A 26,660-nucleotide genomic window follows, 5' to 3' on the forward strand; every position below is an offset into this window, starting at 1 on the left:
GTGAGAAGGAGATGATGATGAAAAAATTAATGATTGGTGCGTTGATGTTCGGTATGAGCATTGTAGCTAATGCCGCTCCGGTAACTTCATCAGATGAGGCGTATCAAGTTGTTGAGACTTCGGTTTATAAAAATAAACTGACCAAACTCACTAAAGAATGTATCAAATACAGCATTGATGAGGATGCTGAAGCGTATTTAGTTGATATTTATGAAGTTCATAATAAGAAATGTGGTGGTGACCCCTCCGTACAACACCGGTTATTCAGTTATAGTGTAGACAAGAAAACCGGTGCATTAGCGACGGATGCCATGCGTGAAGGCGTGGAGTGGGATGGCACATTACAACCGATACAGTAAGCGGAAATAATGTAAAAAGCTGAATAGTGATATTCAGCTTTTTTATTGCATAAACAAATGGCGGGATGTACACTAAGAATAACCGTATTAGTAACAAAAAAGAGGAGATAGCGATGAATGCACAATCATTCGGTCATGTATTTGGCATGCTGTTCAAGCGTGTCGAACAACGCTTGACGTTTATTCCTCCGAAATTAAGAAAAGTCATTTGGGTAGGTCTTGCTATTGTTGGATTACCGGTCTTTTTAGTGGCTTTCTTGCTCTTACGAGCATGGTTATACAGAAAGGTGTCTTTGTATGAAAAAGGAGAACTATTATATCCTACAAACCAAGCACAAGAAATAATTGAAGAGTTACAAGATATAAATCAGAAATTAGATAAGTATAGAAAATATAACGATAATATAATTGGAAGTGGTAATGGTACTGGAAACGGGATTAACTTTTAGTTAATCCCGTTTTGTTATCACTTATTCATATTTGTATTAATTTTTGCTTGCATTGCGTTACTACCCATATTGCCCGCTTTTTCTCCAGCTGTTTGAGATGATTTTGCTCCGTTTGCCATTGATTGGGCAATATCTCCAGTTTTTATCCCCGCCCACCCCATTGCAGTAAACCATAACGCCGGAACCACGATAAACAAGCTTCCCATCACGAAATTAATAATAAAGTCATCTTGGGTGTTTTCTAAAAAATACGGATTAATACGGCTGTGCGCCGATGAATTATACAAAATATCCAGTAATGCCGAATCCAGCCATCTAGCTAATTCCCACCAAAATGATGTTGTCACAATGGCAAAGTGCACAAATGTGATCGTAATCACGGTTTTCAACGAATAAGCACTCAAGATAATGATTGCCGGTGTCAGAATGATAACCACCATAATCAAAAATGCCTGTATCATCGGTAATGCTTGGCGTAGTGAATCAAGTCCGGGGAAAATGGCCAGACTGCCCACAAGGGAACCCGCGCCGGCAGCAGTTCTGGCTGCAGCATTTGCCATGGTCGGATCAAGGTTGCCACCGTAACCCGGATAAACTTTTCCTTTGGATACATCGATATTTTCCGGGCGGAGTAGTGTTCTCAGTAGGGCTTCATCTTGATTATCGACCGAGTTAAAAAAGTCACTGACTTGTGCGGAAAGGTTTTGTCGCATATCGGCCAATAAACGTGGTCTTAATCCGGCTTCAGCATTATTCCACCACTGATCACAAGTCGGATAACCGCCATTACCGTTGTTTGGTAACCCTGCGTCACGTGCGTTATCGTAAGGAAATAGTTTAATCGGCTGTTGTGCCCGATAGCGAGGGTAGAGCTCACTATTTTTAATAAGCAGTTTGCCGCCTAACCAACTGATTTCACGAGCTTGCGCTTCATTTAAACTGACCTGGCTTTCTTGCACTTTCCGTCGTGCCGGAACGTAGCATTGTTGCGTAAATTGCTGTACCTCGGTAAGTAGTGCCGGGTTATTGATTTTTTCATGTTGTACCTCAAAGCGAACCTGGCGTAAGTCAATCTGACATGGAATGGTCGAGGCAAAACCATGTGTTAACCCTTTATTGATTTTGTGCATTATTGCCCACCAAAGCGGAACCCTTGCTTGTTTGCCGCCGAAAGTGGACTCGATATAGCTACCATAGCCGGTTTTGCTTGGTTCAAGCGGGACTTTGTAACCGCATTGTTTAGAACGCTCCACATTAAATCCAATGTTATCGAGCGACACCGGAATAACTGGGGCGAGTACGAGGATAACAACAAACATTGCCGGGATCAGATTTAAGTAAAGCCAACGAATTAATAATTCGCCTTTCTCACCTTCATCATCTCCCTGTTTGCCTACATCTAACCAGGTCTTAATAATTAAACCAATCAGCGGCAGTAACCACAATCCGGTACCGGCGAAAAGAGAAAAAACGCCGTTATTAATAATCCAGCCCAGCAATGTTAGAAAATATTCCAAGTAACTATCGGTATAAAACGTCATTTGTTTTCTCCTTTAGGCAAGTGCGATTTGACTGACGGCTTCCGCAAAAATTAGCGTGGCGATAATCGACCATTGGGTTGTTTTAGGAAGACCGGCTTTACTCTTTTTATTAATGCTGAACATTAAGCCAATAGTGAGAGCATAGAGTCCTAATCGCACAAAAAACCACATAATACGGGTTTCGTGAAACCATTGTTGCAAATTAATCCCCGGCAGATTGATTGCGATAAATTGCCCTAATAGTGCAAGTACAATTAAGGTCACTATCGGTGTGATAATAAAGCCGAGTATAAATTTTAAACGACGACGTGAAGGCTTCGTGTTATTCGGTGTGTTGTTCATTATTTGCCTCACTATACATAGGATTATCCCCAATCTTTGTGGATAACGGGGAGAGGAGTTGTGCCGGGAGTTGTTGTGCCAGAAATTGAATCAACCAAAAGGCATCAACGTGATCGGCAATTTCAATATTGAGCCGAGCGGGCCAGTTTTGCGTATCAAATGCCGGGATAGCAAAACGCCCGGAAACATTTAACAGAAAGTGCAATTCGCTTAAATCACCCGAGATATGCACTTTCCAACTGGTTAAATTAAATACCCGGTGCGGATAGGCGACAATACGACAATGTTGTCCCACTTTGTGGATGATTTTGTCTGCAAATTGAGCCAGGTTTTTTTGAATATCCTCTGCGACAAATTTTAATGACTGGACTCTTGGACCTATCTCAAATAAATACGCATAATTCATCAGATTAGGCTGCAATGGTTGCTGTATCGTCATTGGCTGCAATCCCCCGTTTTCTGTCTAAATCTTTTGCAACCATGAGGGCTGCATCTAATTCGCTACAATTGTGCTCCATCATTAATTGCTTACGTTGCGCTTTTTCGTGTTTTTCCGTCATGCCCAAGGCTAAGAATAAACTTGGTGGTACAACCCGGAATAGGGCTTCCATATTAGTTGCGAGAACCACGCCCTCAGTATATTTTTTGTCTGCTTTTTTGGCGGACAATAACATCAGTTTTTGCGCTTCAGTCAATCGTCGGAATCGATTGACCTGTTCCACCTCATCATTGGATAAGTTGAGTAATTCCCACCATTCAATCATGCTCAGTAGTTTATCTGCCGCATCCGGGAAGTCAGTCATGTTTTGTGTGGCCAACCATAACCAGATACCCAATTTACGCCACATTTTTGACCCTTTGACTAAAAATTTTGCCAGTAACGGGTTGACGGTAATGATGTGCGATTCATCGGTAATATTCACAATCGGGCGGAAACTGTGTTGGTATTTTTCGCCCAATGAGTTGATATGGTTGATGAGAGAAATATAAGCAATTGCCAATTCGGCCTCATAGCCTTCACGGGCAAACATCGCTAAGTCGACAAGGGTAATATCTGCCTCTGGCCAGATTTCACCTTCACGGTTAAAGAATCGACCGTTTACGCCGCTACAGAACATATCCATAGCTTCAGCCATTTCGGCAAGTCGGCTTTGTCGTTCCGGACGAATATTTTCGTCACGACTGAGCTCTTCTAACGCCGCTTTGACATCTCCGGTGAGCACTTGACGTTGTTCCTGAGCGGTTTTTCTGGCAGCTAACAATATTGCCTGACGAATTGCCGAACGGTCGGCACGGCTCATTTTATCGTCTTCTTTGGTCTCACCACCGGTGATCATCAATCTTGCGGTTAACTCCATTTCCGCAAGTAAGTCACGTTGCTCTTCTCCCTCATTTTCCTCTTCGTCGTTATCATCGTCATTAACTTCGACGGTGACATCCATCTCTAAGAGTTTATGTGCCTCTGAGAAGAGAGGAAGAACAATGTCACTGCTCGGTTCAAGGGAAACTCGGTTAACGCTTAAACCGTAACGTTCGGCGTAATCGGCAAACAGCCCAAAGGAGTTACCGGCCTCAACGATGAAAAGACGGGGACGGTGAACCGCCATGAGTTGGGACATTTGAGCGGTTAGCGTTGCTGATTTGCCTGAGCCGGTTGGTCCTAAAATCAGTTTATGAGCATTTTTGGTCCGGTCTTTAGGATTTAACGGATCAAAGTCGAAAGGTGTTCCCCCTCGATTAAAATAGGTAATACCAGGATGGTCGGTGCCTGTTTCACGTCCGAATACCGGTAACATATTCGCTAAATGTTGCACCCAGTAATACTTGGTATAGTTATGTGATTTAGCATCCTGTTGTGGGTTAAAGTTCATCGGCAGCCAACGTAAATAGCTATTCAGCGGAGCAACTTCTGAACCCTCTTTCACCGGTACCAGATTGTTACTGAGTAGCACTGTCCGAAGTTCGCGGGCACGCTCTTTAAGCTCTTCCTCATTTTTACCTCGAATATAGAAGGCAAGCGCCCCATGGTATAATTTATGTCCGTCTTTTAAGTATTGGGTTACGGTAATAGCGTCTTGTTTTAAGTAGATAGAGTCATAGCCTTTGCCTACAGCACGATTACTGAGGGTATCCAAATGGGTTTGTAGGCGATCTTGCGGATGTACGACTATGGTAGTAACCATAATGGTTGATTCCGGTAGTAAATCAAAAAGCGCATTGATATTACGGCCTCGAGTGACCTCACCTGTCATGTGGCCGACTTGAGGTTCTTTACGAATGCGATCGACTACCACGACTTCATGGGGTTGGTTATCAAAATACCAATATTGTCCTTTACTTTCCGGGGGACTATAAAACAGGTTTTCACTGAAATCCTGCCAGGTTAACGGCATTTCGTTTGCTTTTTGTTGAGGATAACTCAACAAGTCATAACAGGCTTTATTATCCAGTCCTTTGAAATTTTTTGAAGGATTAGGATTAAACCAAGGGAGCAACCAATCGTGGATTTGTTTGCCATTTTGCCGATGCATGGTTAAACCGGCAGTTGCAAAGGCACTATTCACACGCTCACAGGCATTATTTAACAGTGAGATGCTATCGGTTTCGTTATTGCCAACATAGCGATAGATCACCATCCGAGTGCGGCGTATTTTGCCTGCCCAGGCCGTATTCGTGACCCTGTCATCAATAAATAACCCGCCGGGCTTTGTCACATTTTTTAAATGACGTTCAATTTCCGAGAGCCACTGTTCGGTAAATTCGCTCCCATAAGCTTCCGGTGAAACTTTTTGTATGTAATCCCGTGCATGAGATACATAACCACTTAAATCTTTTTCATCCTGGCAATAAAACTGCACAACATAAGGGTTATTATCCAGCTCATCGAAACTATCCTGTAAAGCGTCTTTAACTAGCGTTCTCACCCGGTTTAAAAATTCTTCACCACGTCCTTCCGTACCGATAGGTTTTACATCAAAAACCGCACCGGCACTTCTCCCGTCGTCAAGTAAAAGTACACCTTCCGTATCTAAATATTCGCCGTAAGGTAAGTGATCGACAAAAGACGGCTCCGCCCCATAAAGCTTTTGATTATGCCGTGATTGTGTCGCTTTTCCGCTACGTGGAATAGCACCGAATTGAGGGGTAATATCGCCGGCAGGTTGTATTATAGCGATATCCACTTCAGAACTTTCAGTAGCTTCAATTTTAGGCGGGAGCGGAGCAGATTTCTTTTCCTTTGCTGGAAAAAATGACTGTAAGACATCTTGTAACAAGGACATTATAACCCCCTGGTGCGTTCGCCGGGTTGGGCATATTGTACCCGTCCGTAAAATGGGATCACGGAGGTATAACCCGGAATCGGCATGGGTTCACCGGATTCGGAAAGGTGCGGGTAAACGTACATAATTAAATCCGGATTAGGTAATGGAAATAAATTGGTGACTTCATTTTCTGCAGTTCGGGTATAACTTTGTTGTTCCTTACTTGAAATATATTTGGGTTCTTCAATCATGCGTTGTCCCTGATTACGGTAAGTGTGCAGCTGAGCGCTGTTACCGCCGCCTTTATTCCAGATATCCTGCATGGTCGCCTCACCGGATGGGAGTAGGTCATTTTTCGAGGTTGAGCATGCGGTGATAAGGCTAAGGCTCACTAAAATCGTGCTTATCGTTGATGTGTAATTCATATTTTGCTCCCTGTTAATCTAGTGCGGATGTCCGAGCAGATTGGTCATATCTGACTTTGCGACCGGTGGTGTTATAGTCGATTTTGATTTCTTTATTAATGTGTATGGCAACTTCCTGACCAGGTGGAACATAGACAGCATCAAATGTCTGTCCATAGCGCTGGCGAAACCAGTCTGCCGTCTCTTTTAAGCCGGAACCTAATGCCTGTCCTAAAATGTATTTTCCATTGTTGCCGGTAACGGCACCAATGACGGCATTTCCATCGACGACCGTTGTAGTTTGGGATTGCGCTATGCCTTGTGCGGCAGCAGAAGCGCCTGCCAGTAAAAAATTCGTACCTAAATATTCCGGCGCGTTGGTTTTACGTGTCCCCTGGATACAAGGCACACCACGGGGATCGGATAGCCAACCGATTGACTCTTCGGAACCGGAAGAAACGATACGTCCATCGGTAAACACGAAAGTTAAGCTTTTCACATCACCGCGTACGCAGGAGAGCGTCCAGTCGCCGGTTGCCGTACCGGATACGATAGCTCCCTCAACATCCGGTAATTCGATACCGTTGGCGATGAGGTTGTCACGACCGATGAGAAGTTTAAACGGATAAGGTTCAGTGACGTTGTTATCTATCGGCACTCGCCCGACCAGTGCGGTCAATGCAATGGAATTTGTTAATGTGGAGTTTTGTGCAATGGTGAAAAAAGGAATTTCTTTGCCTTTTGGGACTGTAGTACTTTTGCCATTTATTTCAGCAAAAAGAGTTTCTTGCGTTGAATTTTTTGTGTTAGAGGTCGGCTTCAAACTGGATGGAAAGCCAAATTTTGCCCCGGTCTGGATGTTCCCCAGTGGTAACAGATTACCTTTGTCATCCATTGCGATTCTGTCGATGGGTTCTACCCATTGAATACTTTCGCCATTACTCATATTATCGGCGGTGTTTGAAGCGCCATTAATCGGTAATGCCTCTGTTGTACCATTCCCACTTGTCCCATTAATAGCTGAAGTAACTTGTTTTTGTGCCGAGTCTTTTAACTGTAAAAGTTCATCTTTCAGTGTTTTTAATTCATCAGCTAACGCTCCAGCTTCAGACTGTACGGTTTGCTGAATCTGATAATCCACATCGTCTTGTTTTTTCTGTAAACGTGAGTTTTCAGCAATTAATTTTTCATTTTTTGAGACAATTTCATTTAATAGTTTTTCATTTGCTTTCGCCTTGCCGATTAAGGTTCTAACCGTGTCATTAGGCGTATCGCCTTCTATTCCCATGGCACGTAATTCTTTCGGAGACAGATCTTTCAGTGACGTATCCAGGAAAGCTTTTTGCTGGGACTCAGAAGACGTAGAGCTTGGGGCGAATAAAAACCATAACATCAGGCTTATTGCAAAGACGACGATTGCAATAACGACGTAAAATCCTTTATTTGCTTGCATATCGTTCTCCTTATTTCATGACGGTGGTTGTGGTGGTCACTTTTTTCAGTTTTTTGGTTTTGTACTGTTGAGTTTCGGGGATAAGTGCTTGGTTGGCATAACCTTCAGTGACCAGATAAAGGGTCGTGGTGTCTTCCGGGGAACCATGCCCGCCGAGCCAGGCGTGTTGGAAGGTGGCCGCATAAAAGCGTCCTTGTAACTCCCTCGGGTCAAGTTCAATGCGGGAGCTACCACGGTTTTGTAGGCGAATTGCGGTGACTACGTAATTATCCATTTGCCAGCTTAACAGTGGGGTAGCTTGAACCGGATAGGCCGGTAATAACGTTGTGATTCGGCTTGGTAAACGGTGGGCGACTTGTCTGACACCTTCCAACGGTTCGACAGTACGCAGTGGCGCATAAAACATTTGTGCGGCATAACGGGTCAGTGCGGCAGGCACCGGAAGTTGGGGTTTTACCTCTGGCAAATCCGGCGTTTCATGGCTGTCTTGATTGAATATGGCTGATTGTTTTTCCAGTTTTTCTGTGTAGGTAAAACGTACCGGTTCGGTTGCATTAGGTACACTGGCTTTCCCTTCTACATCTAATAAAATTAGTTCACCGGAGGCTAAGTCAACCAGTTGTAAGCGCGTTTTCGGAAATTCGTTTAACGCTTTAAAGTAAACCGCACCACCGGTAGATTGTATGCGTAATTTGCCCTCTAATTGCGCCGGGTAGCCCACTTTGACATTTTTCTCTACAAAGACGATACGTTCTTTTTCGACTTGTAATTCAATGGGGAGGGGTTTGCGTTCCCACTTCATTAAAATATCTGCCGAGGCTACATTGGATAGAAATAATGATGCCCCTAATAGTAAAATCATCTTTTTCATTATTTGCTCTCTTTGGATTCAATCGCTTCTAAACGTAACGGAATTGAGCTGTAGCAGTTAAAGCCAAGCCCCCACGGATTTTTACTTATGTCGGTATCCATTTTCACGATACTGATAGGAAAACGGGTTAATGTGTTTTTTACTTTTTCATCTTTGAAAAATTCGTCTACGTTTAAGTCCAGGTTTACTGTCCAGCTGTCCGGACTGTGAACGATGACTCTGTCATTGCTAAATCCGCGTCCGACAATCTCATAGACGCCTCGGGTGCGTTCTTTCAACTCACCGTTACTTAAACGGTCGTAATAGTCTTTCTCTAAAAACTGCTGGCAGCCGGGCGTGGTTAACGCTCTGAGATCCTCGATATTCTCTTTATAGTTTTCTTCGCCGTTTTTTACCCATCTGTTTAACTGCTGGAATGTTTGGTAGGCAAAGGCGTAAACAGTGGAAGGCGGCACTTCCCACATGGAACGCTGACTTCCTGCACGCATATCCGGCGGAATGTGAACGGTAAAAAATCTTGGCAGACTGTATATCACGCCACATAAAACAAGGCAGATGATAAATAACGCACCAATTGCCATGCGGGCTGTGAGGATGTCTTTTTTAGCCTGGTTAATGGCACCTTTTAATTTACTCATAATTTTTTTTACTTTCTGCGTTGTCGATGAATAGACCAATATCCTTCATGAGAAATAAATTGATTACCTCCCAATACGGCATCGATTTTGACTTCAAGTACCCGGTTTAGATAACCGTCCGGTCTGCCTCGTTTCAAGCGGGCAATGAGTGTTTTGCCGATTAAAACGGTGCAGATGCAAAGCAACATGGCTAATGCCGGAATAAACAGCCAATAATCAATTCCTAATAACAGGACGATGAGGAGACCAAGAAGTGCGCCGATAATGAAACCGATAATTGCCGTCACGAAAAATTCCGTCATTGTCATGCCGCCGAAAACGGTGGCCTCTCGGTTAAGTCGATTTGGTAAGAAAGGGATGGTTTGTTCTCTTTCGCTTGACATCTCGGTCTCTCCGTGAGATTAGAATAATCCGACAGCCAGTTTGACTAACCACAGACAGAAGAAAATGACGAGAAAACCGATAATCAGTGCGGCGAAAAACGGTCCCCAACCTTTTTTGGAATTTTCATCAGTCGCTTCGTTATAGGTTTTAACCAGGGCTTTGGCGACAATCATAATTGCCCATGCGGAAAGCAGGATAGCGGCCAATGCAACGAAAGATTTTGCTACAATATAAATAATCTCCATCGGATCTTTTGAATTGTTATCAACGCCGGGAATTTTAAATTCCGGGATTTTGCCGGTATCAATGCCTTTAGCAAACGCAGATTGCATTGCGCTGGAAACCAATAAAGCAAATGTAAAATAGGATTTTGAAAGAAATTGCAGGCTGGATTTAATGTAGTTCATAGGATTTCCTTATGAATTAATAGACGAAAAATGCAACAAGAATAAGAATTAGTGCCGCACCCAAAAGAACGTATTTCAAAAAATCGAAGATATCGCGGTTGCCGGAGGCTAACCCTTTATAACCATGTGTAACCGCCCATGCGTAGGCAAATAAGAGCAATGCAACCAAAATAATGATAAGCAGCCACTTCAACTGAGTAGGCGCCATGTCACTTGCTGTAGCAAAACTATCCAGAGGGGAAACATTCTCAGACATTATTGCCCCCGGAGTTTTGTATAATCTTCGGTCAGGCTACGAATCGCTTTAGGATTTCGGGGGATCGCGCGAGAAGGATTAATATATTGTCTAATACCTTCCTGTACTGTCGTGATGTCACGTTGTGCGGCAGTATAATCGAAGTATTCTCGGCTTTTAACAGAGGTTCTGGCTTGAGACGCCGCCCGTTGCAGTGACAATTTTGCCGCATCCATTTGTTTAATGGCTTGTGCTAATTGCTCTTGCTCTGTTGCTTGAGCCATCATTGTGCCCCCCAGGCACATCCATAATATGAGGTGAAACTTGCCTCGTTTATTGTTCGGCATAGATAACTCCGTATTTGATCTAAGTTCGGGGTTAAGAGTGCCAAAGAAGCTTTGGAATTTTAATGAGAAACTCTATTTGGATTTGAAACAGTTTTTCAATGAAAAAAAGAAAAGGCTACCTTTGGTGGGATAGCCTTTTGAAAAATAATGATGAAATTCTTTTAAAGGTATTTTTTAAAGCTGGCAAAGGTTACGCAAATAGATAAACCAAATAGAAACGCTGCCGGCATTAATACTAAATTAGGGTAAATTGATACCGGAACGGATAGGTAAAAAATCCATGCGCTAATCATTACCGGACCGATCAGGCGTCTGGCATGATGATAAACAAAGCTGGATTCTCTTCCTGCTCCAAATTTACGTAAATCACGCATCATCATTCCTTCGGTTAATCCGGCAAATGCGGCCAGTAAGAAAAGCGGACAACTGAAGATGATCACAATCAGCCTGATCACAAATGTGATCGAAACATAAATAACAGATTCAATATAGGCCCGTGCGTAATGATATATCCATAATTCCCAACTGCTGTGTTGTGCCGGATTGTCTAACCATTCCCGTAACCCGGTTTTTACGAATAACCAGTTATTCAGGTTCAGAATAAGCGCTTCCGCGAGCTCTTTAGGTGATTGATAAGCAATACCACGGGTTAAATCCTCGGATAACCAACCAAGTTCTCTAATCATCATTTGTTGACTATGCAGGTGACCTTCGTCCGGCCAGAAGAAAGCGATGCCAATCCATTCCAGGATGATACTTAATACCAATGAAATAAATAAGGCGGCAATAACCGCATTAATGTAATAGCACGGTCCTTTTTTCTTTTTCTTCGGTACTTGTTCAGCCATTACTGTAACCATCCTCTTGTTTTGATTTTACAGTGGAAAAGCACTTCACCTGATAATGCGCCCAGCTGAACCCGAAAACAGATTAATTCATGTGTTTTGGCTTCTTCGGTCACCGGAATATCATTGGCAGTCCATAGCGTGAGTTTTGTCGAATATTTTTGTGCAAATTCATGGACGCTGTATTGGTGTTCACTCCAATCATTTAGGTAAGGAATAAAATAGTCCATCAATTCATCCTGATTTTTTAACCCACAGGAGACTGATATTGGATGGTTAAAATCAACTTGCATATCCGGTAAATCTAATAAATTGTAATGACACATTTAGTCTTCTCCATCATCGCCTTCATCGTCTATATCATCGACAACATTTTGTTCGTCTTCATCTTCCACCGGCATGTCAATATCACCATATTGTAGCTCATCATTGACAACCACCGTCGCTTTACCTAATGCCATAGATTGGAATGCTTCGGCAATATCATGTGACGGCGCGTATTCGGAAAATGCCCCTTCCCACCAGTTTGGTACGATATGATAATTTTTACGCATATATGCGGTCAGTTCTTGCAACGATTGAGGCATGATATCGTCTTTATCGACAGCCGGTAATGGCATTCGTAACTTATACAGAGTACTTCCATTCAGCAATGCAAAAGCCTGACCTTTCGGCAAATTCGTAATGTGTGACGGTGAGAGCATGGGGACCATTTTTTCAGAGATTCGTTGTCCGGTATTGGATACAAATACCTTATCATCATCCGGATTGCTGGAGTCTGTGGTACTGGATGTCACCATACTTTGGTAGATAGTCACCTCATTTAATTGACGAGTTAAGAGCTCTGCCGTCGCCGGTTCTTTTACGCGAAACATGAGTAGTGTGTTAAAGTTACCAATGGTTTGTCCGGCTTTGGCTTTACTGCCGATACGCGCCTCAATATCGGAGAGTGTTTGGGTATAGGCGGTAACTTGCATACCTGCACCCCGACCTTTGTTGATCAGCGGGATAAATTCATCTCCCATAAGCTCATTAAACTCATCACAGTGTAAATTAATCTTAGGTGGTTTTGCTCCGGTTTTAAATGCATCCGGCAGACCTTCATCTACGCCGAATTTATAAATATGGCCTGCCATCGAAACTAAATCGGCAAACATACTATTACCGACAGCGGCAGCGACCGTGGTGTCCGATAAGGCATCTAATCCGACATAAACGATACCTCGTTTACGGATAATGGATTCCCAGTCAAATATCGGGCGTTCGTCGTGAATATCCGTGTAATCCGGAGAGAGCAGTTCAGCCACTTTACCTGTTGTTAGTTTTTCTAATAGCGGTAGCAGTGAAGCCACAATTTTGTCAAAGTAGGTTTTATCGTATCGAACTGCACTGGATAACCCTTCCAGAATCGGGTCGAATATTTTGTTTTCTAAAATATATTGGTTGATGACTGCGATAAGTGGGCGATCTTTCATTGAAAACGGCAGATTTTTAACATCTAAAGCAGCCGCGATTTGCGCCAGTGTCGGCCAGATTTTTTTATCAATATTGTCAAAGTAGAGTTTTGCGTAATCTAAAAATAATGTATCAATATTTTGCACAAAACGGGAAATTTGCGAGTAATCCGGGCGTTGGCCCATTTCAACTAATGCTTTGGCGACAATATTTGTAAACCGCCATGCAAACTCCTTGAATGCGGCAGAATTTCCCGCTCCGCTTAATTGTCCGGAGATACGACCGGCAACTTCTGAAATACGTCCAAAACGCCCGATAGGATTATAACGGGCAGAGATTTCAGGGTGCCCTAAATGGAACACATAAAATTCATTTTCCCGTCCTGAACGTTTTGCTTCCGCATACATACGCTTAAGCATGTCCGGGTCACCTTTAGGATCGAAGAATATCACGACTTCACGTTCTTCAAATGTCTTTCCACGGTGAATATCCTGAGTCACTAAGACCTCGGCAAACCGGGTTTTCCCAACCCCGGTTGTACCGAATACCAGTGTGTGGCCACCTCGCGTCTCAAGAGAAAGCATAATATTTTGTTCATTGGGTTCAACCCCGTGCATTACCGGAATACCGCCGACCGGAGGGAGCGGACGTACCGGGTTTAATGCCCAATCTTTCGAGATGAGTCCGGATAACCAATTATCATGTGTCTGCTCATAAAGACGCGCAGCTTTAAACCATTTCCCCGGCTTCCAGTATTTTTGTCCGTTTGCTGAAAAACAATCATAGAGACGTTGCGTATGTTTCGGATCCCATTCAAAACCACGTCCTAAAAATAAGGATTTGGTACTGACCGGAATTTGTCGGCTGGTTAAGGCGTAATAGGGGAGTCGTTTGAGGTTGCGATGATAACGAACAATTTCCATACCCTGACGAAATCGCATGATACCCAGTCCGGCAAACCCGCTGGCCAGTCCGTAGCCAATAAGCGGGCTTAATGCGAGAGACCAAGGGGCAGCTGCACAGATAAATGCACAGGTACTATGTACGGCCGCCGGGTAAAACTCAACCGGTGGACGCAATAACGCTTCTAAAGTGTGTTTTTGACTCATTGTGATAATCCGGACTCAGTTAATAGCGCAGGGTAATGTTGAAGTTTTAAACGCTCGGCTAAATCGTCCCCCGGCGTGGGTAAAAGGGGTAATTCCGGGGCAAGACGACGTAATGTCATCAGTTCATCAACAGTTTTTACATTCACTACTAAACCGGTCGCATGCATGGCTACTAATTGCTGATAATTATTCTTTAACCATTGGGCTGATGTATTATCGGCACCGATAAGGAAAATAGGTTGGATACCGCTTAAATTCATTGAAACCGGTGTAATATGCCCGGGAGATAAGCGATGAGAAACCACCGGTAAAATGTCTGATTCGGTTAAGGTTGCCGGAATGGCGTTAGGATGTGCTTCGATCATACTCTGGTCAGGTTGTAGTGCTTCGTAAAAATGTACCGCACTTTCACCGCCTATATCTGCGATAACCTTTAATTCGGCATGAGTTAAAGTCGGTAATATAAGAGACGATAATAAAATTAAGACTGTTTTTTTCATGTTTATCATTCCTGGCGTTCCGGTTAGTTTTAAAAGTGCGGTTAATTTGTCGGATTGACCCACCGGATTTTGTTATCATCAGATGGTGCTACCCAGTATATGGCGGTATCGTTGGGTTGTACCCAATTGGATTTTTTTGAGGAAGTCGGTGGCGCCATAAAATTGGCGATTAATTTATTTTGGCTGTAGCGATTTTTTTGGTAGGCAATAAAGTCACTCACACTCATCCATTTTTTCATCCCGTTTCGGCGCATATTTTTGATATCTTCAACTGTTGATTTTCCGAGTAATGCGCGATAAATCCCTTCCAGACCGATGTTATGTGCCATGTAAAGGTTTTCATCACTTGGTGAGATACCCCGTCGAATAAATTGTTCTGTATGCCAGCGGGCATAAAGTGCGGTGGCGAGCATATTCACTTTTTTGTTATGTCGGGGATCGGATGGGGTATCTCTATTGCCGGATGTAATGGGTGTCATACCAATCTTGGCACCTTCAATCGTATTTGCTAACCAGTTCCAAGTCCCGGGAGTGAATTGTCCGATGCCGGTGGCGCCGGTATGGGAAACATTGCCATACCACCCGTCCTCAATTTTGACCAAACCGCGTAGCATGGCTTCATCTACCTGATAACGGTAAGCGGATTCTTTAATATAGGTATCAATTTCTGTCCCAAAACCATTAAAGGCTAAACCCGGAGTAATACAGGCAAAGAGACAGACTATCGGTACTAATAAGCGAGGCGTTGCCATTGACCGTCCTTTTGAATTTGGAATGCGACCGGCATTTTCCCATCACCATATTGCAGCCAGTTGCCGGTATCATGATTTAGGGTAATTAAGCGTTGTTTTACTTTGACCGGATCAATACGATGTTTTTTCGCCCATTGACGAATGGCATCATCGTCATGACGACTACCGACAACGTAAATATCGACCGGAGTTTTGTTATTCACATAAGAGAGAATTCGTCCAATGTCCATGTCACATTTTTCACAATTATCCAACCGGGTAAAATACAATACCCTTCCCGCACTTTGCGATACATGTGGCTCGACATTAAACGGAAGCTCATCTGGGTAAAGTTCAGCTATGGCTTTATCATAAGCACGTTGAAAGACGAGTTCTTTTTCCATTCGGTCATGCATTTTTTTTGCTAAAAGACGGGCATAATACGTTCGTTCTTGTTCCGTTTTGGCCTCAATGCCTAACGTCGTCAGCGGATCTAACCCGGGAGACCAGGTTCCCCGCTCCCCATTTTGTAATTGTTCATATTTGTTCCACTCTTCAACGGTAAGTCCCCATTCCTGGGCTTTGAGCTCTAACTCTTGTTGATTAAGTTGTCCGGTCACAATATTTTTGTGTTGCACAGCTTGATTGTTTAAGTTCGTTGCAATCGTTGAAATATCGGACTGTGATGTTTGCGCATGAACAAGCCCACTCAGAGACATTGTCAGTAGTACCATGCCGGAATAAACAAATTTCATGATTACTCCTCAATAATTTCGGTTGTTGTAGTTGTCGTCGTTTTCATCTCAATCGGATGTTTGTTATTGGTGATATTTTCCGGAATGGATGTTCGTTGCTTGAAACAGACGGTTCGGGTGATGTCATTTAGTGTGATTTCATAAGCCGGTCCCGCGAGCATTTGTAATGCGTCACGTAATCGCATTGGTCCAAACCGATAATGTACTTTTGGCAGCGGGCGGGAAAAGAGAATTGGGAGTGTTTGTTCAGGCTGGCTAGTGCGATTACACAGTGAAAGTCCGGTATCTTTTAATGTGGTGTTTAAGCCTCTTTCGACATTGGCATTAAATATTTTCTTATTTTTTTGTGAAACAATGACAGTAACGCTTTGGTCAAGTAAATATTTTTGCCCGTCTTCCGGCGCCAACGTAACTAAAGTATAACGGCCTTCCCGTAGCACTTCGGGGGTTGCCGGGTAATTATTGACATAAATATCCGGTTGAATAATTCGCTCGGTTAATTGAGATGGTGTTGTTGATGCTACGGTAGCCGTTTTCGAGGTCGGTTTTTGTACGCAGGCACTTAATGCACAGATAGTTATCGCAGCTAAAATAAATTTCTGCATGGTTAATTCTCCATAGGTTAGTACTAAATTAATTTGTGTTTACTATGGATAACTAATCAAAAAATTTGAATGATTTATTGTTCTTCCGACCAAGATAAAAAAATTACCGAATAAACGTAGACAAAAGTTTTAGAATGATCAAATGAAGAGGGTAGTACATATAGAAGAAATTTTTAAAAATCGTTGAGCGCGGGCGGGGAATTGACAAACTAGGTATAGAGATAAATTTTTCGGGGTAAGTCAATAATAATACAGTAAAGCTGATTACTATTATGGGAAGTATAAATAAAATCGAACCGAAATACGCAGATAACATGGACGCATTTTGTGCAATCGCAATCGCTATCAGGACACCTGCACCACAAAGCTGTTGATGTGGTGTTTTAGCTACTTTGATATAAATATAACTTGAAACGCAGTAGATAAGACCCCGTAAATCATAGTCTGAAACGTAGGCAACGCAGAACGCCAAAAGCGCCGCAATTATACCGATTATCTTATAAGTTAATTGAGGTTTAAAAAGCATTTGTCCGGCATAAATGAAGGTAATGACAGCAAAAAACTGAAATAAAATATTGAGTTCCTCGATGGTGTACAGTGATTGAGCGAATACCCATTGATAAGCTATTTGCGCAATACAGGCCCAACCGAGCATACGGATGAGATATTTTTTTACGTTGACCTCCGGTCGTGAAAGATTCGCGGCAATAATAAAACCAAAAATCAGAAAAGCACTTCGTCCAATGATACGTAACAATATGGGAAGTTCCTGAAAATATGAAGGATTTAAAATAATCGCAATATGATCTGCCGTCATCGGGAATAATCCTATCCATTTTAGCAGTTCAGTTTGAGATGAAGTTAAGGGCGCCATGGTATTTAATGCGTGAAGTAAAGCCGGGGTTGATGAATAAATACATAATATCTTAAAAAAGAAAAGCATATCTACAGAAAGTAGATATGCCTGATAAGTTAATATTCGTAGGTAAACATAATGGTTGTGACGCTACGATCTGCTTCAGTAATGATAAACAGGTTTTCCTCATCTACCGTATGCAGGCTTACAACCCGCTTGTGATGTTTTACTGCATTATCATTGAGTAACCAGTCTGACTGACAAGTATTGCCCCAATCATAACTCAGTTGTCGTTTGATAAGCTCGTGGATTTTATCGGAGCTCAGGACTTCTGACACGGCTTGAGTCACTCTGACCTTTCCCAATGTGAACGGTCTTTTTCTTGGGTTATCTAAAGACCACGGAAAATATCCTCGATATTCATTGGTAGCCTCATTTGAAAAATAAAGCGTAGTTAAGTTATTTTCTGCTGTCCGGTCAGTAAATACAACAACTTCACCGACAGGCGATGGGTAGTGTGAATAAATGCCGGCAGCATTTGGGTGTGGCGCGACAACATTATCATCAAGCAAATCCGGTGAACATTTGCCTTGCTGCTGATATTCCAAAAGATTGGCAATTGCAAAATCACTCAAGTTTTCGCGAATTTGACGGGAAATGCAAACCTGACCGATTTTAAAAAAATGATGGTGATGACACATAGAAGTTTCTCCTTGAATTTTAGATTGATGAAAACGTAAAGGGGAAACTTCCCTGCGCGGGGACGTTTCCCCGTTGGGTGAAGTGGTAGATAAAATGAAGTTATAAATAATTTTGCTCGGCAAAACTTAGGTAACTGTTTGGTGAAACGATGAAATGATCGAGTAGCCGTAGCACGCGTTTGACTGTTATTACCGTCGCAACGGGTAAATGAGTAAAAGTAATGCCCATCTGCTTGCTTCACCAAATTATGGACAACCACTTCGGTTTCATTACCATGTTTTGAGGTTAATATGATAATTTCACCTTTCTGGTGTAATTCCGGACATTTGGCGACAAAAACGGTTGGTGTGAATTTGGCATATTGGTTGATTGTCATAATATTTCTCCTAAGAATTGAAGGGAAATATTATGTCCACAAGGGATAATATTCCCCTATGGGTAAGTGATGGAAGGTAAAACTTAAAGAAAAAGACCAACAAAATGCTGGTCTTTTTCGTGAATGTTAAGCCGCTTCAGCTGCTGAGGATTCTTCAGACTCCGGTGCAGGCTCATTGTCAACCGGATTGACCGGTTTTTCATAGTATTTCAATTCGCCATCAACTTTAATCATTTTGATACGAATTAAACGACCTTTTAATGAAACGCCGGTATCACCTTTTTTGTGATACTCACTATCTTTTGAATAAGTGAATGTGTCATACCACAAATCACTCATCACGAATGAAATTAAAACTTTTTTCTTCGTTTCAACAGCGTTTTTACAGCGCTCAATGAGCTTTTCAGCTTCTTCACCAACAACATTCATATCAAAAAAACGATATTCGGCGTCACTGGCAGGACCAACGAGAGCTGATACACGGCAGGCAAGGAATGGTTTTCCTTTTTTAGGGGTTACTTCGCGTATATCGCTTAAGTAACCGATGCCGGTAGTGTGCAGATTGAAGTATTGGGCTTGATTAACATTTTGTTGAGTTTGAGTAGTCATGATTTTTCTCCTAAGTGAAATAAAAAAGCGGAGAAACATTCCTACCCAAATCGGGAAAAATGTTTCCCGCCAAGGGTTAAGTAATTAATTTGAAGCGAACCAACCAAACTGGTCGTCTTGCAAATAATAACGTTGAAAACCAAGCTTCTCTACATTGACATTATGCTGTGCGAGGGCTTGTTTGAGGCTTTCTTGATTGCATTGATTTTCCGGTAACGGATTTATTTTATCTGTAGAGATAAAATAAAAATCTTTCCCATGAAAATCTCTTTTGTGAACAAGATTTGCGGTGTGCATGATGTTTCTCCTAAATAAAACGGAGAAACGTTTTCTCCTACGGGAAACACATTTCCCCGTAAGGCGACAAATTAGTTGAGGTGGCATTCCTGCATAAGCAGTGTATCCTTTCAGAATGCTGGATAACATATTGGCTTTTGATTCTACTTACTCAAGGGTAAGGCGTTGCTTTTCAAGAATCATGCAACTTTTAAGGGCTGTTTACACAGCGTCTTAAAACTCATTAGGTGTATTAAAATACAAAAATAGGAAAGAGAGTAGGAAAAATTAAAATATGGATTTGGAGATATTTTTGAGAAAGGAAAAAGCCACTGCTGAATCAACAATGGCTTTTATATTTTGACTATAGATTAACTAAAAATTAAACAAGTAGACCAATCTAAATTGAGGCATAAAAACAATCACATCTTCGTCACAATGCTTTATTTTCATGTTTCGCATTATCCAGTTACTTTGTGGTCTTTAACTGGTTATATCTGTGGCATCTTTCAGACACAAACGGCACTCCTTTTTTCACCAGGGAGCTCAGGTATGGAAAAAGTAGCAAGCCATTGCGAATTCTTAATAACATTAAGGGGAATATGATTAAGAATTCGCAATGGCGAGCGTTTAGAGTAGGTGTGAGTATGAGAGACTTACTCAAAATACCAGGTGGCATACCCATCGACGCTGAACGTTGGACGTGATAGAACTCCCTTTCAGTATGCTGGGAGCATTTTGGCTGGTTGTGAATTGATAACCGACAATTCACTAAACGGCTCTTTAAGCTTTCATAATAACACAAATTAAAATTCATTGAACCAACTTTCTTAGGTTGGCGATTTGTTGACTGATATTTTGAGCATTACCGCCTCCTTTTCGACGCGCTGTGGATTTGCCAATGTTCTCAATATACCGACAATCCGGGTAGGCAGTACAGCCCCAAAATTGTCCGTTTTTGCCGTTGCGTTTAGCCATCGGTGCGCCACATTGAGGGCATTTGCGAATTTCAATTTTCCCGAGACTGATTCCTTTGCTCATGCAGTCATTTAATAAGCGTCGAATGAATGCCTCTTGCTTTTGCATAAATGCTTCTAATGTCAATGAACCTTCGGCTATTTGATTTAGCGCCTGTTCCCAGAGTGCTGTCAGCCCCGGATCTTTGAGTACAACAGGAAGATTATCAATTAAGGTAAATGCTTCCGTTGAGGCGATCAGCGATTTACCTTTCTTTTTCAGAAAACCTTTGTTGATAAGCCCCTGAATCAAACCTGCACGGGTTGCTTCCGTACCAAGCCCTTCGGTCTCTCTTAAGCGTTTTTTCAGGTCCTCATTAACGACAAATCGTGCCGCATTCTTCATCGCTGTCAGCAAGGTTCCTTCTGTGTAGTGATTAGGTGGTGAGGTTTGCAGGGATTTCATCTCCGTATCAAGTATTTTGCATTGTTGATTGGTAGCGAGTGTCGGTAATGGTTGTTGATTATCATCACTATCTTCCAACGTTTTACCAAATAAAATTTTCCAACCCGGTACTATCATCACATTACCTCGAGAAATGAAGGTGTGGGAACTGCACTTTAATAAAATTTGTGTTTTATCACTTTGGCTGATAGGTAAAAATTGTGCCAGATAACGACGGCGGATTAAATCATAAAGCCTAAATTCTTCTTCAGACATTTTGCTGATATCTACTTTAACCGTTGTAGGAATAATACCATGGTGAGCCGTAATTTTTTTATCATTCCAGGCGCGGGATTTTTGCGTCAGATTTAGATGGGAGGCAAGAGGCTGTAATCGAGTATCTGAGGAGATTAAGCTCTTAATTACTTGTGGTGCTTCAGCCAGCTGCGATTCCGGCAAATAACCGCAATCCGTTCTAGGGTAGGTTGTTGCTTTGTGGGTTTCGTATAAGGATTGAGCAATATCTAATACCTGCTGAGCGCCTAATCCGTACAAACGGTTTGCTTCACTTTGTAAATCGCTTAGTGCAAATAGCAGCGGGGCACTTTGTTTCTCCCGCTTGGTCTCTACTGACTCCACTTTCATTACGCCGGCTTGTTGCACTTGTTGATTCACTGCTTGTATCGTTTGTTGGGATAAACAGAGTCCGTCCTCATCACAGTGTTGCTCAGGGATAACATATTGAGCAGTAAAATTCTGTTGCCCAGAAGAGAGGAGTGCGGATAAGGTAAAATGATTTTTGGGAACAAAGTTTTGAATTTCTCTATCTCGATTGACAACTAAAGCAAGGGTAGGACTTTGCACCCGTCCCACTGAAAGCGGCTTGCCTTGGTAACCTTGTTGTTGAGCCAGCAAGGTAAATAACCGGGAAAAATTCATGCCAATGAGCCAATCCGCCCGACTACGCCCTAATCCGGCATAATATAACGGTAAGGTTTCATGATTAGGTTTCAATAAGGCTAAGGCTTTACGAATACTGACATCATCCAATGCCGATAACCAGAGGCGCTGGATCCCGCCTTTAAATCCGGCTAACTCTAATAATTCCCGGGCGATGGTTTCACCTTCACGATCAATATCGGTTGCAATGATGACGGATTGTGCTTTTTTAATGAGTTTGATGACAGTATTGAACTGCTTCTTCGTTTCTTTCTTGGGTGCCAGTTGCCATTGTCCCGGAATAATTGGTAAGGTTTCCAAGGACCATTTTTTCCATTCCGGCTGATATTCCTCCGGATCTAATTGCTCCACCAGATGTCCAATTCCCCAGGTGACGACGGTTTGTCCGTCCGGGGTTGCAAGGCAACCGTCACCACGTTGGTTGGCTCCTAATACTTTGGCAATGTCATTTCCCTGAGAAGGTTTTTCACAAAGATAGAGTTTCATTTTTTACCTCGCTTAAACGCATTCCAGAGAATTCAGCCAATCCGGACAAACACTAATTCGGATAAACTGCATATTAAGATCCCAGCCATAGTTATATACATTCATAGAGCTTATTGTGTTGCCGGGTAAGGTAAATCCGGGTTTCTCCTTAAATCCATATACCTCACCTGTCGGTTGTGTCGCAATATAATTTACCCACTCGGGAACCATATATTGTTTACCCCGATAGAGAACGGATTTCTCCTTATTAAAGCTTGTCATTGTGTGCTCCTTTTTTCTTTTGCAATGCATACTGTTTCAACTCTTCAGTAGAAATATGTTGTAATCCTTTTTTGATGATTTCCTGCAAAATGTCAGTTTCTTTAACCATTACTTTGCTTTGGATAATTGTCTCTACCGTTTTTGCTTCGACCTGCTGCCAGAGTTCAATTTCAATGTGTTTAGTCGGCATACATCTCCTTAATCTAAATATTTAGGAATAGATATTGATATTTTGGAGTTTTTAGATTAAAAATTAATAAGAAAGCAAACAATGAGGAATTGTTTTTCCTTTTTAATGAAAAAATAGCGGGTAGGTGAATTATGTCTATACAAGAGGCTTACTGTATTCAGCTTGATAATGTCGTTTCAATTACCCAGGCTAGAACGGAATTTTTGGATCGCTCGCCTTGCAAAAGATTTCAGTTTTTATGCTCAACAGAGTCATGTCGGCAAAGAGGGGTGAAAATTATCGGGGTGAACTATGACCATTTCCCGGATGAAATAAAACAATCACCTCATTTTAAGTATCGAAGTGATAATAACCAACCTCATTCACCAGATTGTCAATGGACTCAGTCTGTTACGGAAAAACTTGCCGGGGAAAGTGATGAAGAATATAAGGTAAGAAAAGCTCGAAGTCGTCTGCATGATTACATAGACGAGTTTCAACTGCCAGAAGATAAATCTGAGCTACAGGATAAGCTGACAAAATTATCGCAAAGCACATCTCAATCTACAACAAACAAAACTACATCAACCTCAACTCAATCAAATCAACAGCAAAAGCGGTATGTTAAAACGAGTCAGTTAATGAGACTGGTTGAAGCCTATTTAGATGCAAAGAAAACCTTATCAGATGACGACTTTATGAGGCTACCTCTTAAGGTGGCTGATTCAAATGTGAAATACTTATACCAATATTTTCGCAGGACGGAAAAAGCGATCAGAGATAAGCATAAATGTGTTTGTATTGGTGAAGTAGAACTGTTTGAATCTGAGGATTGGTTATATTTTAAATTACGAAAGCCTTATCAAGAAAGTGAAACTACATCACCAATTCCTATCTGCTTAGGGATTAAAAAGACGACTTTGGAAACGTACCATTATCGTAGAATGCTTCGTTCACATATTGATAGTAATACATATAAACGCAAGTATTTTAAAGTATATTTCATCCCACAGGAGACTGACTTTAATACCAAAAAAGTTAAAAATAAGGAAGGGAAGGAAATTGATATCTATTTTTTTGAGATAGAAGACCTTAACTTATTTTGTTTATTTAACTACAGCTATTTGAAAAAGAAAAAATGAGATTAATTCTTTCGTTTTTTAAGTATTGATGTAAATGATAGATAAACCCGTTTACATCAAGAGAGTCGTATACACAAATTTCTCCTTCAAAAGCAGTAAATGAAAAATCAGCAAATTCCACACACTTCATCTCTGACAATGTGAGTATGTAGCTACCTTTATTACTATTATAGAATTCAAGAGAGTGCCAAATAATACCTGATAATCTATAAGCCCAATGGTTTAGGAAAATAGTATCCGTACTATCGGTTTCTGAGGTAGATGACACTAATGTATCTTTGATATGTGTAAATAAGGCATGTAATTGTTGTTGGTACGTGGGATTTAATCGGATGTTGCCATTAGTCGTATTTGCTTCAAATAATGATTCCATATTAGTTAATCCTTATAGTGTTAATCATGAGAAATTAATTGACGAATCAGCCGCTGCCCAATCCAACGCACTACGGGCACTGCCATAGAATTACCAAGCGCTTTATATCTTGGCGTATCAGGACAATGCAATGCCGGTTTGTTACGGTAAGGAATTTGAGTGTAATTATCCGGAAAACCCATCAAACGTTCACACTCGGTTGGTGTTAACCTACGTAGGCGGGTTCCTGCTTGAATGGAGATGACATTTTCCTGTCCGTTGTTGCGGCCAAGGCAATGGGCCGTTTTATGACTGGTAATCGGGTCTTGGGTGCCGTGTAATCGGTACGGACTTAGTGACGGTTCATCATCAATAAGCAGGCGATCTTGCCAGTTCTTCATGATGTAACCCGTTGTTTCCGCAACTTTTGCCCATTCCGGTTCGGTCAATTCTGTGGCTTGACGGATGGATTGCAAACTAACTCGGGAACGCATTGACATAAAGCGCTGAATCAATTGTTCCGCTGGCATTTCTTGGCTATAGAACTGTATTGGTGCGTCTGTATATTTATCCAAAGTACTTTGCGCTATGAGCTGCGCGAAAGCGGTTTTCCCCATTGAGGGACGGGCTGCAACAATGATAAGTTCACCGGGTTGTCCGCCTGTCGTGGCTTTGTCTAAGTCTTCAATGCCGGTTGGCGTACCACTCACCGGATCGGCGGATTCTGCCGCCTGTTCCATCTGGGTGAGAATTTTCTCAAAAGACTCACGTAAATTAGCAACATTATCCTTTTCCTGATTAACGGTAATATTGGTATATTGCTTATCGACACTTTCCTCAAAGACAGACAAATCTTCATCATCTTTTGAAACTTGCATTTCATTAACAATAAACTGCCCCAGTGCCGCAAATCGACGTTGTTTACTATGGCGGGCGATCACTTTCGCATAGGCTACAATATTTGAAGAGGAAGGTGTGTTATTGACAATTTGCGCAAGATACCCAAAACCAAACTCATCAATGAGTGACTTATCGGTAAAGTACTGCTCCAGTGTCAAAATATCGACAGGTTTGCCGAGCTGTAACAAATGCACAATGCCTTCAAAGATAATTTTGTGGATATAGTTAAAAAAATCATCCGCATGGATTAGTGTGGAAACTTCATCAAATAACTCGTTCTTTAAAATAAGACTCCCTAATACGGCAGCTTCCGCCTCGACGGAAAAAACTGGTTTAGCCTTGATTTGAGTGATTTTTTCTTTTGCCATGACAATTACCCCCGTTGCATTGGTTGTTCAAAATGCGCTGCAAATTGAGGTAAAAGCAAACAGCATAGTTGCTTAATGACCGGGTATTCGGCTGTACTGTGGCGGTATACCGGCAGAGAGTAGGTCGCCGCTTCTCTGTAAGCTACATGATCCGGAATGGAAAAATCGAGGAAGGTTTTGCTACCGTCAAATGTACTTTCGAATAATGTGTGTAGCTGTTGCATAACAAACTTGACATCGTTGGTATTATCAACGCAATTTGCAATGGCTTTTAACGGAGGCAGTTTAAAGCCGAAAGATTCAAAAGTTTGTAAATCTTGGTACATCCCAATCGTTCCACGGATAAATTCTTTTGCCGATAAAATTTGTGGAAGAATAGGGCAGAAGAGAACATCGGCAGCAAGAACGGACATATCTACAGTAATGTCGCGTGTGCCGCGTGTATCGACGACAATCACGTCATAGTTATTAATGCTTTTGAGGAGATGACTGAAACGAATGACACCGTCCGGGGCATTGCGCAGCATTTGACTGACATTATTAGAAGGGTCATTTGATTGAATTAAGTCTAGATTCTCAATAACAGTTTTAGAAATAATATGAGACGGTTCAACATCTCGTTGTGAGAGAAACTCATGGATTCCGCCGGGAGCGGTCTCGGCTAAACTGTAGTAAGAACTTAGTGTTGGTTGCGTATCCGTATCAATAAGTAAGGTTCTTAAGCCATGATCTGCACAGAATGCACCCATATTTGCTGCATTCGTACTTTTAGCAGAACCACCTTTGGTACAGGCAATCGTAACAATGTAAGGTTTTTTATAAGTGTGGTTAACGCTCATATTTTACTCGCTTAACAGAAGATTAACGTTAAGGAGTATCGACTCTGGGTAATTGGTCTATGAACTTTAACTTTTCTTGGTGGGTCGTGAAGGATTCGAACCTTCGACCAACGGATTAAAAGTCCGCTGCTCTACCGACTGAGCTAACGACCCGTGTGCATTTTTCTTTGGAGGGTAACTATTTAATAAGAAAGGTATTATTAAATGGTGCCCGAGGCCAGACTTGAACTGGCACGCCTCGAAAGGCGAGGGATTTTAAATCCCTTGTGT

General features: G+C 42.0%; 32 protein-coding genes, 1 tRNA gene and 1 pseudogene. 3 read left to right on the plus strand and 31 right to left on the minus strand.

Features of this window, described 5'->3' with window-relative positions:
• Positions 1 to 17: 17 nt before the first annotated feature.
• Together DK423_RS06085 and DK423_RS06090 are read left to right on the plus strand one after the other, a co-directional pair.
• Positions 18 to 359, plus strand: coding sequence for a hypothetical protein (locus DK423_RS06085; protein WP_061886685.1), 342 nt, complete (start codon positions 18 to 20; stop codon positions 357 to 359).
• 113 nt (positions 360 to 472) lie between these two features.
• Positions 473 to 808: a hypothetical protein gene (locus DK423_RS06090; protein WP_109043910.1), complete on the plus strand. Its 336-nt coding sequence runs from the start codon at positions 473 to 475 to the stop codon at positions 806 to 808.
• 17 nt (positions 809 to 825) lie between these two features.
• On the opposite strand, the gene DK423_RS06095 is transcribed toward DK423_RS06090, so the two are convergent.
• From DK423_RS06095 to DK423_RS06225, 27 genes and pseudogenes are all read right to left on the minus strand, one after another.
• Positions 826 to 2,349, minus strand: a complete 1,524-nt coding sequence (locus DK423_RS06095; RefSeq protein ID WP_109043911.1) for a conjugal transfer protein TraG N-terminal domain-containing protein — start codon at positions 2,347 to 2,349, stop codon at positions 826 to 828.
• A 12-nt stretch (positions 2,350 to 2,361) separates the two neighbouring features.
• Positions 2,362 to 2,691, minus strand: a complete 330-nt coding sequence (locus DK423_RS06100) for a hypothetical protein (protein WP_109043912.1) — start codon at positions 2,689 to 2,691, stop codon at positions 2,362 to 2,364.
• On the minus strand, positions 2,672 to 3,130 hold the full coding sequence (locus DK423_RS06105) for a hypothetical protein (protein WP_109043913.1): 459 nt from the start codon (positions 3,128 to 3,130) through the stop codon (positions 2,672 to 2,674). Before DK423_RS06105 ends, DK423_RS06100 begins: the two co-directional genes overlap by 20 nt.
• On the minus strand, positions 3,102 to 5,972 hold the full coding sequence (locus DK423_RS06110) for a conjugative transfer ATPase (protein WP_109043914.1): 2,871 nt from the start codon (positions 5,970 to 5,972) through the stop codon (positions 3,102 to 3,104). Before DK423_RS06110 ends, DK423_RS06105 begins: the two co-directional genes overlap by 29 nt.
• Positions 5,972 to 6,379 carry a TIGR03751 family conjugal transfer lipoprotein gene (locus DK423_RS06115; protein WP_109043915.1) on the minus strand — a complete coding sequence of 136 codons (408 nt, stop codon included), beginning with the start codon at positions 6,377 to 6,379 and terminating at the stop codon, positions 5,972 to 5,974. Before DK423_RS06115 ends, DK423_RS06110 begins: the two co-directional genes overlap by 1 nt.
• 13 nt (positions 6,380 to 6,392) lie before the next feature.
• On the minus strand, positions 6,393 to 7,811 hold the full coding sequence (locus DK423_RS06120) for a TIGR03752 family integrating conjugative element protein (RefSeq protein WP_109043916.1): 1,419 nt from the start codon (positions 7,809 to 7,811) through the stop codon (positions 6,393 to 6,395).
• Between the two features lie 10 nt (positions 7,812 to 7,821).
• Entirely contained in the window at positions 7,822 to 8,682 is an 861-nt protein-coding gene (locus DK423_RS06125) for a TIGR03749 family integrating conjugative element protein (protein WP_061886682.1), read from the minus strand.
• Complete coding sequence (locus DK423_RS06130; RefSeq protein WP_061886681.1) at positions 8,682 to 9,320, minus strand: PFL_4703 family integrating conjugative element protein; 639 nt, start codon at positions 9,318 to 9,320, stop codon at positions 8,682 to 8,684. The genes DK423_RS06125 and DK423_RS06130 overlap by 1 nt, the downstream gene beginning before the upstream one ends.
• An 8-nt stretch (positions 9,321 to 9,328) precedes the next feature.
• Positions 9,329 to 9,703, minus strand: a complete 375-nt coding sequence (locus tag DK423_RS06135) for a TIGR03750 family conjugal transfer protein (protein ID WP_061886680.1) — start codon at positions 9,701 to 9,703, stop codon at positions 9,329 to 9,331.
• An 18-nt stretch (positions 9,704 to 9,721) separates the two neighbouring features.
• Positions 9,722 to 10,111: a DUF2976 domain-containing protein gene (locus tag DK423_RS06140; RefSeq protein ID WP_061886679.1), complete on the minus strand. Its 390-nt coding sequence runs from the start codon at positions 10,109 to 10,111 to the stop codon at positions 9,722 to 9,724.
• Positions 10,112 to 10,127: 16 nt separating this feature from the next.
• A complete protein-coding gene (locus tag DK423_RS06145) occupies positions 10,128 to 10,367 on the minus strand; it encodes a DUF3262 family protein (RefSeq protein WP_061886678.1) in 240 nt (79 codons plus the stop codon).
• Entirely contained in the window at positions 10,367 to 10,651 is a 285-nt protein-coding gene (locus DK423_RS06150) for an integrative conjugative element protein, RAQPRD family (RefSeq protein WP_231102122.1), read from the minus strand. The genes DK423_RS06145 and DK423_RS06150 overlap by 1 nt, the downstream gene beginning before the upstream one ends.
• 203 nt (positions 10,652 to 10,854) lie before the next feature.
• A complete protein-coding gene (locus DK423_RS06155; protein ID WP_109043917.1) occupies positions 10,855 to 11,541 on the minus strand; it encodes a TIGR03747 family integrating conjugative element membrane protein in 687 nt (228 codons plus the stop codon).
• On the minus strand, positions 11,541 to 11,864 hold the full coding sequence (locus DK423_RS06160; RefSeq protein WP_109043918.1) for a hypothetical protein: 324 nt from the start codon (positions 11,862 to 11,864) through the stop codon (positions 11,541 to 11,543). The genes DK423_RS06155 and DK423_RS06160 overlap by 1 nt, the downstream gene beginning before the upstream one ends.
• A complete protein-coding gene (gene traD, locus DK423_RS06165) occupies positions 11,865 to 14,102 on the minus strand; it encodes a type IV conjugative transfer system coupling protein TraD (RefSeq protein WP_109043919.1) in 2,238 nt (745 codons plus the stop codon).
• A complete protein-coding gene (locus DK423_RS06170; RefSeq protein WP_109043920.1) occupies positions 14,099 to 14,602 on the minus strand; it encodes an integrating conjugative element protein in 504 nt (167 codons plus the stop codon). The genes traD and DK423_RS06170 overlap by 4 nt, the downstream gene beginning before the upstream one ends.
• 41 nt (positions 14,603 to 14,643) lie before the next feature.
• A complete protein-coding gene (locus DK423_RS06175) occupies positions 14,644 to 15,354 on the minus strand; it encodes a transglycosylase SLT domain-containing protein (protein ID WP_109043921.1) in 711 nt (236 codons plus the stop codon).
• Positions 15,333 to 16,052 carry a TIGR03759 family integrating conjugative element protein gene (locus DK423_RS06180; RefSeq protein WP_109043926.1) on the minus strand — a complete coding sequence of 240 codons (720 nt, stop codon included), beginning with the start codon at positions 16,050 to 16,052 and terminating at the stop codon, positions 15,333 to 15,335. Before DK423_RS06180 ends, DK423_RS06175 begins: the two co-directional genes overlap by 22 nt.
• 38 nt (positions 16,053 to 16,090) lie before the next feature.
• Positions 16,091 to 16,693 carry a PFGI-1 class ICE element type IV pilus protein PilL2 gene (pilL2, locus tag DK423_RS06185; RefSeq protein ID WP_109043922.1) on the minus strand — a complete coding sequence of 201 codons (603 nt, stop codon included), beginning with the start codon at positions 16,691 to 16,693 and terminating at the stop codon, positions 16,091 to 16,093.
• A gap of 103 nt (positions 16,694 to 16,796) precedes the next feature.
• Positions 16,797 to 17,636: a TraX family protein gene (locus DK423_RS06190; RefSeq protein WP_109043923.1), complete on the minus strand. Its 840-nt coding sequence runs from the start codon at positions 17,634 to 17,636 to the stop codon at positions 16,797 to 16,799.
• A gap of 29 nt (positions 17,637 to 17,665) precedes the next feature.
• Positions 17,666 to 18,250 carry a hypothetical protein gene (locus tag DK423_RS06195; protein WP_109043924.1) on the minus strand — a complete coding sequence of 195 codons (585 nt, stop codon included), beginning with the start codon at positions 18,248 to 18,250 and terminating at the stop codon, positions 17,666 to 17,668.
• A gap of 170 nt (positions 18,251 to 18,420) precedes the next feature.
• A pseudogene (locus DK423_RS06200) lies at positions 18,421 to 18,627 on the minus strand (DUF3560 domain-containing protein); the annotation flags it as partial.
• Positions 18,628 to 18,753: 126 nt separating this feature from the next.
• Positions 18,754 to 19,236: an STY4534 family ICE replication protein gene (locus DK423_RS06205; RefSeq protein WP_061886676.1), complete on the minus strand. Its 483-nt coding sequence runs from the start codon at positions 19,234 to 19,236 to the stop codon at positions 18,754 to 18,756.
• 84 nt (positions 19,237 to 19,320) lie between these two features.
• Complete coding sequence (locus DK423_RS06210; RefSeq protein WP_061886675.1) at positions 19,321 to 19,533, minus strand: hypothetical protein; 213 nt, start codon at positions 19,531 to 19,533, stop codon at positions 19,321 to 19,323.
• Positions 19,534 to 20,325: 792 nt separating this feature from the next.
• The gene (locus tag DK423_RS06215; protein ID WP_061886674.1) at positions 20,326 to 22,359 is read right to left on the minus strand and encodes a DNA topoisomerase III; all 2,034 of its coding nucleotides are present in this window, start codon (positions 22,357 to 22,359) and stop codon (positions 20,326 to 20,328) included.
• Between the two features lie 12 nt (positions 22,360 to 22,371).
• Entirely contained in the window at positions 22,372 to 22,620 is a 249-nt protein-coding gene (locus DK423_RS06220; RefSeq protein WP_061886673.1) for a hypothetical protein, read from the minus strand.
• Positions 22,607 to 22,810, minus strand: coding sequence for a hypothetical protein (locus DK423_RS06225; protein ID WP_061886672.1), 204 nt, complete (start codon positions 22,808 to 22,810; stop codon positions 22,607 to 22,609). The genes DK423_RS06220 and DK423_RS06225 overlap by 14 nt, the downstream gene beginning before the upstream one ends.
• A 131-nt stretch (positions 22,811 to 22,941) precedes the next feature.
• On the opposite strand from DK423_RS06225, the gene DK423_RS06230 reads away from it, so the two are divergent.
• Entirely contained in the window at positions 22,942 to 23,931 is a 990-nt protein-coding gene (locus DK423_RS06230) for a hypothetical protein (RefSeq protein ID WP_061886671.1), read from the plus strand.
• Here the strand turns inward: DK423_RS06230 and DK423_RS11025 are convergent.
• The 4 genes from DK423_RS11025 to DK423_RS06245 form a co-directional block, all read right to left on the minus strand.
• Complete coding sequence (locus DK423_RS11025; RefSeq protein ID WP_061886670.1) at positions 23,900 to 24,304, minus strand: hypothetical protein; 405 nt, start codon at positions 24,302 to 24,304, stop codon at positions 23,900 to 23,902. The genes DK423_RS06230 and DK423_RS11025 overlap by 32 nt on opposite strands.
• Positions 24,305 to 24,324: 20 nt before the next feature.
• Positions 24,325 to 25,551: a DnaB-like helicase C-terminal domain-containing protein gene (locus DK423_RS06235; RefSeq protein ID WP_081111326.1), complete on the minus strand. Its 1,227-nt coding sequence runs from the start codon at positions 25,549 to 25,551 to the stop codon at positions 24,325 to 24,327.
• Positions 25,552 to 25,556: 5 nt separating this feature from the next.
• Entirely contained in the window at positions 25,557 to 26,390 is an 834-nt protein-coding gene (locus DK423_RS06240; RefSeq protein WP_061886257.1) for a ParA family protein, read from the minus strand.
• A 77-nt stretch (positions 26,391 to 26,467) separates the two neighbouring features.
• Positions 26,468 to 26,543 (minus strand) — tRNA-Lys (locus DK423_RS06245).
• Positions 26,544 to 26,660 lie beyond the last annotated feature (117 nt).

It is taken from the genome of Aggregatibacter actinomycetemcomitans, from assembly GCF_003130205.1.
Classification (GTDB): domain Bacteria; phylum Pseudomonadota; class Gammaproteobacteria; order Enterobacterales; family Pasteurellaceae; genus Aggregatibacter; species Aggregatibacter actinomycetemcomitans_A.